General features: G+C 50.7%; 8 protein-coding genes and 1 tRNA gene. 5 read left to right on the top strand and 4 right to left on the bottom strand.

Going from position 1 to position 14,875, the window contains the following annotated elements; all coding sequences use genetic code 11:
- Window positions 1–24: 24 nt before the first annotated feature.
- Window positions 25–873, top strand: a complete 849-nt coding sequence (locus ACN0YN_RS24865; RefSeq protein WP_417387733.1) for a DUF6159 family protein — start codon at window positions 25–27, stop codon at window positions 871–873.
- 107 nt (window positions 874–980) lie between these two features.
- On the top strand, window positions 981–3,050 hold the full coding sequence (locus tag ACN0YN_RS24860) for a serine hydrolase (RefSeq protein WP_417387732.1): 2,070 nt from the start codon (window positions 981–983) through the stop codon (window positions 3,048–3,050).
- A 12-nt stretch (window positions 3,051–3,062) separates the two neighbouring features.
- On the opposite strand, the gene ACN0YN_RS24855 is transcribed toward ACN0YN_RS24860, so the two are convergent.
- Together ACN0YN_RS24855 and ACN0YN_RS24850 are read right to left on the bottom strand one after the other, a co-directional pair.
- Window positions 3,063–4,169 (bottom strand): alpha/beta hydrolase, encoded by a 1,107-nt coding sequence (locus ACN0YN_RS24855; RefSeq protein WP_417387731.1) that lies wholly within the window; start codon window positions 4,167–4,169, stop codon window positions 3,063–3,065.
- 29 nt (window positions 4,170–4,198) lie between these two features.
- Entirely contained in the window at window positions 4,199–5,479 is a 1,281-nt protein-coding gene (locus ACN0YN_RS24850) for a right-handed parallel beta-helix repeat-containing protein (RefSeq protein ID WP_417387730.1), read from the bottom strand.
- A gap of 440 nt (window positions 5,480–5,919) precedes the next feature.
- Between ACN0YN_RS24850 and ACN0YN_RS24845 the strand changes: the two genes are divergently transcribed.
- Window positions 5,920–5,993, top strand: a tRNA-Arg gene (locus ACN0YN_RS24845).
- Window positions 5,994–6,086: 93 nt separating this feature from the next.
- Here the strand turns inward: ACN0YN_RS24845 and ACN0YN_RS24840 are convergent.
- Entirely contained in the window at window positions 6,087–7,463 is a 1,377-nt protein-coding gene (locus tag ACN0YN_RS24840) for an FAD-dependent oxidoreductase (RefSeq protein WP_417387729.1), read from the bottom strand.
- A 192-nt stretch (window positions 7,464–7,655) separates the two neighbouring features.
- Window positions 7,656–9,083, bottom strand: coding sequence for a DUF1501 domain-containing protein (locus ACN0YN_RS24835; RefSeq protein ID WP_417387728.1), 1,428 nt, complete (start codon window positions 9,081–9,083; stop codon window positions 7,656–7,658).
- Between the two features lie 283 nt (window positions 9,084–9,366).
- On the opposite strand from ACN0YN_RS24835, the gene ACN0YN_RS24830 reads away from it, so the two are divergent.
- Together ACN0YN_RS24830 and ACN0YN_RS24825 are read left to right on the top strand one after the other, a co-directional pair.
- Window positions 9,367–11,880, top strand: coding sequence for a DUF1549 and DUF1553 domain-containing protein (locus tag ACN0YN_RS24830; protein ID WP_417387727.1), 2,514 nt, complete (start codon window positions 9,367–9,369; stop codon window positions 11,878–11,880).
- A 21-nt stretch (window positions 11,881–11,901) separates the two neighbouring features.
- The gene (locus tag ACN0YN_RS24825; RefSeq protein WP_417387726.1) at window positions 11,902–14,403 is read left to right on the top strand and encodes a hypothetical protein; all 2,502 of its coding nucleotides are present in this window, start codon (window positions 11,902–11,904) and stop codon (window positions 14,401–14,403) included.
- Window positions 14,404–14,875 lie beyond the last annotated feature (472 nt).

Genomic DNA, 14,875 nt, shown 5'->3' with positions numbered 1-14,875 from the left:
TTCATATCAGAAGGCTGACAGACCATGTTTGAACGGATTTCGAATGGCTGGGCGTTATCGAAACAGAGTTTTCGAGTGTTAATGCTGGACAAGGAACTGCTGCTGTTTCCCATTATGAGCGGTATTTCCTGCCTGCTGGTTTTAGCCAGCTTCACTCTGCCTCTCTGGAACAGTAAATACATCGATACCATTATGAACGACCAGCAGGCGCCCCAGGATCCTCTGGCGTACGTGCTTTTATTCGCCTTCTATTTTGTCAATTATTTTGTGATGATCTTTTTCAACTCAGCCCTGATGGCTTGCGCGATTATCCGCTTGAAAGGGGGGAACCCCACTGTCGGCGACGGATTCAATGCTGCCCTCAATCGACTACCTCAAATTGCAGGCTGGGCACTGGTCAGTGCAACGGTCGGCTTTATTCTGAAAATGATTGAATCCCGCTCGGAGCGAATCGGCCAAATCGTCGCCGGTCTTCTGGGAATGGCCTGGTCGATCACCACTTACTTTGTCATACCAGTGCTTGTTGTAGAAAAAAAGAATCCATTCGAAGCAATGAAACGTTCGGTAAGTGTGCTGCGCGAAACATGGGGAGAATCGCTGGTCGCTAATTTTGGAATCGGCGCCATCATGTTTCTGATCATGATTCCCGTATTTCTGATGATGGTCGGCGGCGGCATGCTGATTGCAACGGGAAATGCGGTGGCAGGCGGTGTCCTCATTGGCTGCGCCATTCTGTTTATTCTGTTGATCTCGCTGGTCTCCTCTGCCGTCAATGCGATTCTGATCGCCGCGATTTACCTGTTCGCTGCCGAAGGCGAAGCTCCAGAACAGTTTGACCGAGCACTGATCGCACACGCCTTCAATCAAAAATAAGCCCGTAGTGTCACCGTCTGTCAGAATTTCCTTGAAGTCAGTTCGTCTCAGTATCTATGATCGAGTGGATCTTTCGTTTCCACTGATTTCATACTGAGGGCTACTCGATGGCTTTGCGAATTCTCATAATAGTGTGCCTCTCCTATATACCTGTGACAGCGACTGCTGAAGAGCCTGAACTACAGCTGCAGTTAAACCCGGTAATCTATCAGCGACAAATCACACGTTGGGGAAAACTGGGTTTTACAGCGACTGATCTGAGTGTTTATGAAGGCCAGCGCGCAGAGCGATTTGCCGCTCTGGGAGTCAAAGAACCGAACCCCAAAGAGTGGAAAGCCTTTCATGGTCTGGATGGCAACCAGTTGGACGACCGATTAAAACAGCTGGCGACTGAAGAATTTTATCCGCAGGTGATCAGCGGCTATGAGAAACGGGGCGAACCGCGATTTGCCGTTATTTTTAATAAGGCGTCGCAAGCCGACACGCTACTCAAACACTCGCTTTCCAGCGATCAACTTGAGTCCACCCTGCAATCCTTAAAAGAGGAAGGCTACGCTCCCCTTCAACTGGACGGCTACATTGTCAACAACCAGGTTCTACACACAGGGATTTGGAAAAAACAAAAAGCAACCGCGTGGGAAGCCAGCTGTCAGATTCCGTTAAATCAGTTTCAGAAAACATTTGATGATTATACAGCGAAAGGTTTTCGACTCGTTGACCTGAGTGGCTATGTGGTGGATGGAGCGGTCTTCTACCATGCGATCTGGTCGAAAGCAGCCGGCCCTGAATGGATCTGTTACTTTCATCTCACGCCAGATGAGTTTCAGAAAACAAATCAGAAGAACTTCGCAGATAATTTTCAGCTGGTCAGTCTCGATGCCTATTCCATTAACAATCAGCCGTACTTTACTGGAATCTGGGAGAAGGTCGTGCCTGTACAACGGGTTGAGTTACCACTCTGGAAATCACCGGATGCCATCCCCATGACGGGTCTGAATCAGAAAGAAATGACCTCTCTGGATGATGCGATTAAAGATTTCATGATGCTGCATAACCCGCCGGGAATGGCTGTCGCCGTCAGTTATCGTGGTCGGCTCGTGTATGCCCGGGGCTTTGGATATGCAGACAAAGAAACAAAAACACCGGTACAACCCGACAGTCAGTTTCGGATCGCCAGTATTTCCAAACCGATCACCGCCGTCGCCATCCTGAAACTGGTGGAACAGGGAAAACTGAAGCTTGACGATCGTGTCTTTGAGATCTTAAAGCAGTATCGCCCTCTTCTTTCCCAGCAGAAAGTGGATCCGCGACTGAAAGACATTACCATCCAGCAACTGCTGAATCATACCGCTGGTTGGGATCGGGAGGCTTCATTTGATCCGATGTTTCGTTCGATTGATTTTGCAAAACAGCTGGGGAAACCCGCTCCGGCAGAGATCGATGATATTATCCGGATCATGCTGGAGCAGCCACTCGATTTCACACCTGGGGAGAGGTACGCTTACTCCAATTTCGGCTACTGTTTGCTGGGACGGGTCATTGAAGAAGTCAGCGGTCAGAGTTACGAAGACTATATCCAGCAGACAATCTGCAAACCACTCCACATGAATGAGACCCAACTGGGCAAAACCCTTCTCGAGGGTCGCAGCGAGAAAGAAGTCAAGTACCACAGTGCCCGGGAGGGGAGCTCTGTCTTTGCGGCCAATCTACGCAAGCAGGTCCCTGCTCCTTACGGTGCCTGGTACCTGGAAGCGATGGACTCCCATGGTGGCTGGATTTCTTCGGCACCAGACCTGTTGCGCTTTGCAACTGCTTTCAATATCCCGGACCGCTGTCCCATTTTGAAAGCCCCGACGATTTCTCTGATGCTGAAACGCCCGCCGGGGCGCGCCGGTTTCGATGAGAAAGGCAAACCCAAAGACGCCTACTATGCCTGCGGCTGGATGGTCCGCCCCATCGATACCGCCGGCAACTCCAATCAATGGCACACCGGCTCACTGGATGGAACGTCGACACTCCTGGTCAGAAGGCTCGATCGGATCAACTGGGCGATTCTCTTTAACGCGCGGAGTGGAATCGATGAAAAGAAACTGTCGGCTCTGATTGATGCGCCCATGCATACCTGGATAAATCGCATCGAACGCTGGCCCCGCAAAGATCAGTTCCAGTCAAACTGATCCTGTGCCGGTTCACTGCTTCAGATGCTGGTCAAAAAACTGGTAAGCCGTTTCGCGTGTTTCCGGGGGAAAATCATGTTTTGCTTCGGGATAGGCGGCTTTGAGATTTTCCGGCTGCCCAGATAACTGATAGACGGGCAATGCAATCTTTATCACATCTTTCACGCCGGACACCTCAAAATTGCTGTCGCTTACCGGCGCACATGCCAGAAACGCGCGGGGGGCGAAGCTGGCAACGATTTCAGTAAAATCGAACGGAACCAGATCGGGATTGTTCTGATACTCGCTGTTGATCAAAGGCATATAGCGATCGCTGGTCCAGCCTTTCAGTTTACCGCCATAATATTTATGAAAACGGGTAAACCCACAACTGGAAACCAGCGCTTTGATCCGGGGATCAAAGGCAGCCGTAAACATCGTATTGTGCCCTCCCAGTGAATGCCCGATGCAGCCGATGCGATCTCTTTGGACATAATTCAAACTCTGAAGCAGATCAATGGACCGCATATTGTCATAGATGGCTTTCATCGTGCCACTGCGGTATTCGGGATGTTCTTTGAAATCGTAGGGATATTCACCAAACGAAGGATAATCCGGCGCGAGTGTGACATAGCCCCGCTCTGCCAGTTCCAGCGCATACTTCAGATTCGGCAGGCCTTTTATCCCCGCCGGTTCCTGTTTTCCCGTACTGGAATTCGTCTGATGCAGACAGAGAATCGCAGGCTGTGGATGCGCCGCTGTTGCCATTTTCGGCACAAACAGATATGCGTGTACGCGCTGCTTTAAATCGTCGGTGTGATACGAGATCTTCAGCCGTTTGACAGAACCAACGGTCGTTTCTTCCAGCACCTGCATCTCCAGGGGAACCGGTTTCTCCGGACGGGGAACCTGGCCCATCACGGTTTGCATGTTCGCCAGAATATGACCGCGACGAATTTTCCAGTCATCCCAACTCTGAACCGGCTGCTTCTTCCCGGCGGAATCAAGATAATAGGAGAGATCCAGATGTTCCCGATAAACGGGAACCTTCTGATCTCGATTCTCTGAACCGTCTGCACTCCACAAAACCGGGTGACAGGTAATCAAACAGACAAAGAAACAGCAATATCTTAAAAACACGTCTGCACCTTTCTTAAACTGAAATCCGACTATTTTTCAGAAGATTTCGCCTCTGTTTTAACAGCTTCCGCAGGAGCGATCAGCGTATTTTTGATAAGGGAATCGGTCAGTTTTTCATGATCGGATTCGACGTCGATCAACAGATTATTCCCGAAGATCACATGTGACGTCGGCTCAATGACCTCCACTGCTTTGGGACGAACGGATGAGAACAGGTTTCCGGAAACAGTGACGCCACGAGTTTTATCGAGCGTCAGGCCGGCGGCCTTCAAATCATTTGTACGGCGTTTAACCTGCCCGTTCCCGATATAGCTGTTGGAGAAATTATTGCCTGTCACCGTAATCCGCCCCGACTTGGGTCCGATCCAGAGTGCATCCTCAGCCAGCAACGTAAATGTGTTAGCACTGACGGCACAGCCGTGGGCATCTTTCAGAATGATACCTTTGCCATTATGTGCGATCACGTTGGCAGACATGGTGATACCATAACATTCATTATCCAGAATGATGGCACTCCCCTGGCATTCTTCAATCATGTTGGCACAGACGATAGAGCCATAGGTATTTTCAATGATCACTCCATCCCGAAGATGGTCATCCAGGTTGTTGCCGCTCATGCACAGATTGAATCCATCGGCACATTTCAGCGCATCCAGGTTCTCTTCAAAATGATTCGCTGACACGACAATATCGTGACAGCCAACCGTATTCAGTCCCGTGGCTTTGTTATAAGTAATCAGGCAATCGGACACACGGGGATCTTCAAAGCAGAAATCCAGAAAGATTCCATCGCTGCCATGATAGCTGCAGGTGACGCCATGAATGTAAATTTCCTGAACCCATTTGGCATTGATTCCTTTACCACTTTTTTCCGTTCCCGTCACACGAAAGTTCTGTAACTGCACGCGCCAGATCCGCGGTTTGGGATCCTTTTTACCATCGGGAAGCTTCATATCTGCGGGTGGATGAATCTGGATCGCATCCTTACCCTCTTCATTCTTATTATGAATATGTGTTGCAGAACCAGAGCCCATCAGCAGCACATCCCCTTTGGTGATCACCAGCGGCTCATCAATCTCAAATTTGCCTGGAGGCAGCATGACGACTCCCCCTTCCGCAGGCACAGCATCCAGCGCCTGTTGAATGGATTCATAATTGATCGCATGAATCACAGGGCGCGCCCCTGCCAGTCTGGGTTTGCTCTGGCCGCCCTCTTTTTCCTGTCCCGCCAACACGGAAACTGAGCTGATCAAAAGTACGAAAGCCAATGACAATATCGAAACTCCGGCAGTAGTAAGAGAACGTTTCATAGCAGGCAGGACCTCTCTTCAAATCAGATCAGGGGGCGGGAAGGTAACCGTTTTGAAAACAGCTATTCACTCTTAATATGCAATTCCATCCGATGGACTTGCACCAGCTTAACTTTCTTTCGTAATTCAACCATCACAACCGAAATGGCTCAGATAGTCAAGCAGCATCGAGCGGGAGTCGGAAAAAGGAAGCGGTAAGAAAGCAGTCAATCACAGACAAAATCGGGCGATTGAGTTTCTCGATGCAGAGCGACTTGTATTTTACGCGTGGAATGCTAGAATCGCGTTCCGCAACAGTTGCATCTGTTTCATATTTTAGTAACATAAACAGTGGCAACAGGTTGCACCTGCAGTACACAGGCAGGCAACCGCAAAAATCAGGAACATTCCAATGATTGGGGGAACCTGAATTGCAACAGAATAGTCCATTATTCTGACAGGCACCCGTAGCTCAACTGGATAGAGCACCGGTCTTCGGAACCGGGGGTTAGGGGTTCGAATCCCTTCGGGTGTATTTTTTCAAGTCGATCAATCAAAAAGAGCCTTCTTCACAGCGAAGAAGGCTCTTTTTTTGGTCTCTCTGAAATCATTGCAGTTCGATGGAAATCTAAACGACCGCCCCCTGCTCCTGCAGTGTTTTTCGCAGTTGTTCGATATTCACATCGCGGGGTGTAACGTTTTGCTGAAGCGACAGGCTGGCGGCGGTCCCTGCGGCTTCGCCGGTCGCATAACAGGGTGGAATCACACGAGCGGAAGCGGCTCCTTCGTGATCTGCTGAAATAGGGCGGCCTGCTACCAGGAGATTGCTGACATTTCGTGGCACCAGACAGCGATAGGGAATCTCGTAATGATCGGCGTGAATCCCTTCCAGACGGCCGCGGGGGCCTTGCGGATCATGGATATCGATCGGATAGGAACACTGGGCGATTCCATCTTCGAACTTGCGTCCATCCAGAACATCCTGACCATTGAGCACATAGTCGCCTAGAATATGTCGCGTTTCTCTCACTCCAACCTGGCTGCCTGTGGCGAGCAGTTGTGCGTTTTCCAGACCGGGACAATGCGAACGGAAAAAACGAATCAGATCCCAGGCCTGACGTCTGCTTTCGACCTCAGCGCGAGACAGGTCATCGGGATTCGTCCCATCGATATTCTGAACACGGGTCGTATTCACCCGCCATTGCCCGGCTGTCGGCTCGCGATAGATGTTCAGAAACTCGCGTTCCAGAGTCCAGTCGCCGGTTTCGCGTGCCTGCTTGACAATACACTCAAACAGGCGTTCGCCCGGATGCAGTTTTTCATGCTCGCGCATCCAGGCAACAACGCGATCATCGTCCACATTGCCAATCGTCAGAAATAAGGTTACCGGCATCATCTTGCCGTCTTCGCGACGACCGACTTTGAAAGGCGCTCCCGCTTTCGCTGCAATGTCGCCATCTCCGGAAGTATCAATGACAACTTTGGGGCGCAACAGTCCCAGCCCCCCTTTATCCAGTATGACAATATCAGAAATACGATCGCCGTCCATGATGACATCGACGAACGAAGTATGAAATCGAATCTGCGCACCGGAATCGCAGACCATTTCCAGAGCTGCCATCTTAAGTGCTTCCACATGAAAGGGAGTCACATTAGCATGTCCCAGTTCAATAAAAGATCCCCACGCAGAACCGGCTTCAGTTGTGGAAGGATCGACGGCGCCTCCCATCGCTACCATGCGATCAATGACTTCCTGGAACAGACCGGCGACCAGCTGCCGCTTACCATCGGGTGTGTAGGACGTCATGAAGGGGCCTACCATCCCGGCCGTTGAAGTTCCTCCCAGAAAACCGTAGCGTTCGACCAGAATTGTCGAAGCCCCGTTACGGGCGGCTGCCGAAGCGGCAGCGACGCCGGCAGAGCCACCGCCAATCACAGCGACATCTACGCTGGCGCGCAGTGGTATATCCCAGCATTTATTAATAAACTCAGTCTCAATGGTCATGGTTGTTAATCCGGCAGGAGTGAATCGTGCTATAAGTGCACCCGTCAAAATAGCATTCACTCAAGCGGGTCGCAACATACCCACAGCGCGTTCTGAATACAGATCAACGTCTGAAAGATTAGAAGACTGGCTGATCAGCGAGCGCAAAGACTCTGTCTTCCGGCATTAGCTTAAGGAATGGTATTCCGAATCTCAGGCAGAGACCGGAGCAAGTTCGGGAATTGGTTCGCCAAAGGGAAGGATGGCGACGGGACGTCCCTGGAGATCGTGGAGGACGTGCTCGTAGTCGATTCCCAGATGACGATAGACGGTGGCCCACAGATCGTTGGGAGTCATCCGCCGTTCAACCGGGTATTCTCCTTTGGGATTGGTCGCACCAATCACCTGACCTGTTCGCATCCCGCCACCTGATACCAGAACCGACATGGCTTTGGGCCAATGATCACGGCCGGGCTGCATGACGCCAGTCTGTGTTCCACGTTGAACGGAAATTTTTGGCGTGCGTCCAAATTCACCGGTGACCACCAGTAAGACTCTGTGATCCAGACCACGCTGGTAGAGGTCTTCAATCAGAGCAGAAACCGCCTGATCATACGGAGGCAGGCGCCAGTCACAGTCTTTAAACAGGTGTGCGTTGACTGCATGGGAATCCCAGTTATAGGCGGCTGTCTTCGGCGTAGCTTTTCCAGGAAAAGGATGTTCCCAGACCATCGTCACAAACCGGACTCCTGATTCTACCAGTCGCCGTCCCAGAATGGCCCGCTGTCCGTAAGCATTCCAGCCATATCGGTCTCGCAGTTCTTTCGGTTCCTGTGACAGATCAAATGCAGCGCGAACTTTTTCGCTGGTCAGCATATCGATTGCCTGGCGATTGAAGCTGTCCATGGCTTTCATGGAGCCGCTCTTGTCAACATCGCGGCGGAAGTTATCAATGCCCTTTAACATGGCAATCCGGTCATCCAGTCGCGTTTCCATGGAGGACTTGACGCCGATGTTCTGGACTTTGAAATCCGGATCACTGGGATTGCCGGCGACCATGAAGGGAGTTGAAGAAGGTCCCAGATATGCGGGGCCCATGGCAAATGTATCGATGGAAGCTCGGGATGCATCGACTTCGGAAACACAAACCGGCATTTCGTTGCCGTTCTTCTCGAGCATCTTTTTGACGATGGTACTCACTGCGGGAGCATCATTAATGGTGCCGACAGGCGTGGCAGGAACCCGGCCTGTCATCAGGCGTTTGTGTCCGCCGCCATGATCCGCGAATTCATGATGAATGGAACGGATCAGATTGAACTTATCTGCAATTTTGGCGTGCTGCGGAAGCATTTCACAGACATCGAGACCGGGAACGTTCGTGTGAATCGGTCGGAATTCCCCACGATATTCAGCCGGCGCACCGGGCTTCATATCATAGGTTTCCATGTGTGGAGGACCGCCAGGAAGCCAGACGAAAATTACTGAGGTGTCTTCGAGTGAATCGCCCATTGATTTCGCCAGAGCCTGCTGTCGCAGCAGATCATTCATTCCAAGTCCCAGCAGGCTGGCCCCGCCGAACTCCAGGAATGTACGACGTTTCATCGGACCCGCACAGCGACCTGTTCCGGATTTCACACCCATTGCAATCATCCCAATCGGTAAAAAAACTCGATTCGCTTTGAAAACTAGTACACATCAACGTATTGTAATGTATCTTGCATCGTTTAGAATGGAAATACAAGTTCAATTTAATTCAGAAACTTCTGAAATTTGAACTGATTGAACAATAATGATCGATAAATCCGATTCAGCAGCCAGTTTAGCTCACTTTAAGTGCGGTTAGTCTCCTGAAACGAGGTTTTTCGAGACGGTTGAATTTACAGCCAAAAGTGATCCATCTGAGCCTGAAAATCCGGGAAGCTCTATGAAATCGATTTCTTTTATACTGTTGCAGGTTTTCTGTCTGACTACTGTCTACATTTCGTATCCAGGGTCTGCGGAAGCTGCGGAGCTGGTCGGATATCTCCCTCGCCAGGCAAAGACAATTGAACTGACTGATCCCGATGCCTGCCAGCAACTGCTGGTGACATTAAAAGATGATCAGACAGGAGCCCAGCGCGATGTCACCCGGGAGGTCAAATATGAACTGCTGCCGGCAGGGATTGTTAAAGTCAGCCCCACCGGTATTGTGACGCCGCTGTCTAACGGCAGCGCCACCATCACCGCCCGGTTGAATGAGCAACTGACGGTCAAATTTTCCGTTGAAGTTTCTTCTTTTGAAAAGCAGCGGCCTGTCAATTTTTACAATGACGTGATTCCTCAACTGACCCGCGGCGGCTGTAACAGTGGTGCCTGTCATGGTACTCCTTCCGGGAAGAACAACTTTCATCTTTCCCTGCTCGGTTTTGAACCTGCGAATGATTTTGAATATCTCACGAAAGAATCATTGGGACGTCGCGTTTCTCCCGCCGCTCCTGAAACAAGCTTGCTGCTCCGTAAAGCAACAGGGGAACTCCCTCACGGAGGGGGAAGCCGTTTTAAAAAGGGAGGCGCGGAGTACGAACTCATCAAGCGCTGGATTCAGGAAGGCATGCATTATGATCCTGAGACCAGCCCTACTGTCAAACACATTGAAATCTATCCCCAGAACCGAGTGCTCCCCTTACATTCCGAGCAGCAGTTAACGGTTACCGCGTACTTCTCTGATGGAACGACTCAGGACATCACCCGGGTTGCCGAGTATAAACCTAACCAGCCTAAGATGTCAGACGTGGATCATCATGGGCTGGTCACAATCAAAGACATGACCGGCACAACGTCAGTCATGGTGCGGTTCCAGGAACATGTTGCGGTTTTTATGGCAACGATTCCATTGGGAAAGCCTACTCCCGATCTGCCTGATCCCACGAATTTTATCGACAAGCATATCTTCGCCAAGTTGAAAGTCCTGGGACTGCCTCCCTCAGAAGCCTGTGACGATCCCACCTTCCTGCGACGTGTGACCCTCGACATGACGGGACGGATTCCAACTCTCGAACAGACCCGCGAGTTTCTTTCGGACAAGCGCCCCGATAAACGGGCACGAAAAATTGACGAGTTGTTAGACAGTACCGGCTACGCTGATCTGTTCGCTTCCAAGTGGGCGGGCATTCTGCGAAACAAAGCAGGCGGCAACCTGGAACAGGTAGCACGGGAAACGTTTGGTTTTCACTCCTGGATTCGCACCAGTCTCTCTGAAAACAAGCCTTATAATGAATTTGTCACGGAACTGGTGACTGCAAAAGGGAAACCGGGAACGAACCCCGCTGTCTCCTGGTACCGGGCTGTCAAAGATCCCAAAGATCAAATGTCTGACATCGCTCAGGTGTTTCTCGGCGTACGAATTCAGTGTGCCCAGTGCCATCATCACCCCTATGAAAAATGGAGCCAGGATGACTTCTATGGCTTCCAAGCCTTCTTCACCACACTGGGGCGCAAAGAAGTTTACAAGCTGCCTGAAGATGACACGGTTTATCACAAACGCATGGTTGCCGTCGCGAAGAACCCGAACACCAATCGCGAGTTGAAACCAACACCCCTCGATGGGGAAGCGTTGGACATCCCTGCCCGTCGCGATCCGCGAATTGATCTGGCAAGCTGGATTTCTTCCCCTGAGAACCCCTTCTTCGCCAAGATGCTGGTGAACCGTTACTGGAAACATTTCTTCGGCCGCGGACTGGTTGAACCGGAAGATGATATTCGAATTACCAACCCGGCAACACACCCGGAACTGCTGGATGAGCTGGCTGCGTCATTCGTGAAATCGAATTACGATCTGAAGCAGTTGTGCCGCGTGATCTGTAACAGCCGCACCTACCAGTTCAGTTCGTTTCCCAATCAATTTAACCAGGATGACGATCAGAACTATGCCCGATATTATCCACGGCGTTTGTCTGCGGAAATCATGCTGGACGCGATGAATGATGCCGCCGGTGCCAGAAATAACTTCAATCATCAGCCCGTGGGAGTACGAGCAGTAGCATTACCCGATGATTCCGCGAATGTGGAATCGTTCTTCCTGCGCGTCTTTGGTCGCCCCCAGATGGACACCGCCTGCGAATGTGAACGCACGGCAAACGCAGATCTGGCCCAAAGCCTGCATCTGATTAATTCCGATACGATCCAGAATATTCTCTCTGCTCCCAATGGCAGAGCCCTGGAACTGGCGCGCGATAAATCCAAGGATGATCGTACTCACATCACAGAACTATATCTGTTGACCATGTCGAGACAACCCACACAGGAAGAGCTCGACACCGCATTGGCGCATCTGGCCAAGAAACGTCAACAATCAACAGCCGATCCTACGAAACTTTCAGAAGAACAGGCTGTGAAAGAGGCATACGAAGACATTATCTGGGTGATCATCAACACCAAAGAATTTTTGTTTAACCATTAAATCACGATGAATGAATTAAATATGAAAACGTTCCATCGTTTGAGTTTAAACGTCTGTTTCTTTTCGCTGCTGTTTCTATCCTGTCAGCAGCCGGTGTCCGCACAACTACCGACTGCGGATCTCAGACAGATCAGACCGTTCGCAGCGCCTGCGGGAAAAACAGTCGAACTGTCAATCATCGGATCGAATCTGGATGATGCCAGCGAACTTCGATTTTCTCATCCGGGGATTACAGCGAAACCGGTCATGCTGCCTGCAGATGACATATACCCGGAACCGAGAATTCAAGGCTCACGGTTTGAAGTCAGTGTTGCGAATGATGTACCCCCAGGAATCTACGAAGTCCGAGCCGTCTCTTATTTCGGGTTGTCCACAGCGCGACCGTTTGTTGTTGCGCCTGCCAACAGTCGGGAAGTCGCTGAAACCGGTTCCCATGAAAGTCGGGAAACAGCTCAAGCGGTTGAAGTCAATTCAACGGTGACCGGCAGCGTTCCCTCACGAGGTATCGACTGGTATCGATTTACAGCAAAGGGGGGGCAACGCGTCCTTGTTGAATTGTTTGCAGAACGAGTCGATTCCCGCCTGGATGGCCAGGTTGTGGTCTACGATTCCGAAGGACGGGAAGTCACCCGCAACCGGGACTGGTATGGACGCGATCCATTTCTGGAACTCCAGCCGGAACAGGACCAGGAATATTTCCTCGCGGTTTCCGACATCCTGTACCGAGGCGGTTCTGAACACTTTTATCGACTGAGTATTTCCGATCGTCCACACATCGATTTTGTCTTCCCACCTGCGGGTGAGCCGGGCTCCCGGAATGTGTATACCGTCTACGGACGCAATTTACCAGGTGGCAGCCTGGGGAATGCCGTCTCAGTGAATGGACAGAAACTGGAATCGATCGAAGTGGAAATCCAGCTCCCCGAAGTCGCGACGCCGCCTGCCGGTTATCAGCCCTGGAAGCCGCGCCAGGGAATTCTGAACGGGCATGAATTCCAGTTGGAAAATTCAAACAGTATCAGTGTTGGATTTGCCACAGCCCCTGTTGTTCTGGAATCCGCTGAAAAGAAAATACAAAACGTTTCGGTTCCCGTTGAAATTGCCGGGCAGTTCAATGAACCCAATGAAGAGGATGTCTATCAGTTTCAAGCGACCAAAGGGAAAACTTATTTTCTCGAAGTCATCGCAGACCGCATGAAATCGAAGGTGGATCCATACATTGAAGTTTATCAGATCACAAAATCGACAGAGGGAACAGTCTCACGCAAGAAAGTCGCAGAGAACGATGATCTGGCTTCTTTTTTCAGTACCGACAATAAAGATGCGATCAATTTTGATACCGTGGACGCGTCAGCTTCATTTACAGCGGATGCGGATGGGCAATATGAAGTGGTCGTATTGAATCAGTTTGGGGGTGGCAGCCCGGCTCATATTTATCGGCTGGCAATCAGAGAGCCGACTCCTGATTTTCAGTTGCTCGCATCAACGGAAAGAACTCTGCCTACCAACCGCACCGGTTTCGCTGTCACGCCTCTGCTCAGGCGGGGTGCCAACTGGGGGGTGCGGATTGTTGCCCCGCGACAGGATGGTTTTACCGGCGATATCACTGTGACTGCAGAAGGACTGCCACCAGGCGTCACGGCAACGCCGCTTGTTCTGAGTGGGAAAACGGATCGAGGCCTGCTGGTCCTCTCTGCAGCTCCTGACGCGAAACGCTGGGCGGGTGAAATTAAGATCGTGGGAACAGCACTCATCAATAACAAACAGGAAGTCCGTGAAGCCAAATTCGCTTCGCTGATCTGGGGCCATGTTTTTTCGGATGCCATCCGGGTCCGTTCCCGTCTGACGACACGTATCCCGCTGGCCGTGAATGAAGATGAAGAGGCTCCCGTCATTATTACACCGAAAGAGGATAAAGTCTGGAATGTGGAGCTGAATCAGAAACTGGAAATCCCGATTCAGTTGGCTGGCAAAGGGACTCGTAAAGGAAACCTGACGATTGAACCGAGTGAGCTGTTTGGACTGTTACGCCGTCCTCCGACAGTGAATATTGCCGAGAAAGATTCAGAGGGAACGCTGGTCATCGAATTCAAACCCAACGGTAACTTTAAGATCGAACCTGGCCAGTATCAGTTTGCTTTAATGGGAGTCGGCGTTACCCAATACCAGCATAATGTTCCTGCGACCGAAGCGGCGGCTGCCGAGGTGAAACGTATCGAAGCATTGATTAAAACGTTCAAGTCGGACTTGGAAACCACCAAAACAAAAGCCGAGAAACTCAAAGCCACACTGGAACAGGTGAAGCAGAATGCAGATCAACTGAAACAGGCGCAGGCGGAGTATGATACCGCTTTGAAAGCAAATCGGTCTGCTGAAGATCGCCTGAAACGAGCAGAAACCGCCTTAACTCAGGCAACAAACAAAGCGAATTCAACCGCGAAAAAAGCGGCGGCTGCAGATAATAAATTCGCCGCCTGGTCAAAGCTGATCACCGTGAATGTGACTCAACCTGCAAAGAAATAACAGGATTGAGGTAACGTCTCTCCAGCTTCACAATAATTGTAGCTACCGTTATCTCGACTCTGATCACTTTTCCTTTTCTCTACAGTCGGTTTTCGATCCAATCCCGTTTTGAAAATCGGTGCTGCGCCCCCGTTTTCGCCTCAATAATCTGACACTGCGACAAATTGTCTTCAACAGACTCTTATATGTCGGTGTCGGGCTCCTGTTAAAAATCGGCTCAAAAAAATATAGGAGAGGAACGACTTCCTCTCCGGTAGTGTTTCCCCTTATTTTCAGGAGTTCCCGGTCCATAAGTATCAATTACGGTATCACTGAGGCCCGCTTAATCACCACATTTTTCACTTCAAGAATGACTACGAAAAAATATCGCATGTCTCGATTCTGCCCTGAATGACGCTACGGTGCAGGGACTTTTCTTGAGTAGCCAGTAGACAGAGAGAATTGGCCTGCTGATAATAACTCAACAAGTGGG

The sequence above is a fragment of the Gimesia sp. genome, assembly GCF_048260065.1.
In the GTDB taxonomy this organism is placed as follows: Bacteria; Planctomycetota; Planctomycetia; order Planctomycetales; family Planctomycetaceae; genus Gimesia.
This window is presented reverse-complemented; position numbering and strand designations above follow the sequence as displayed.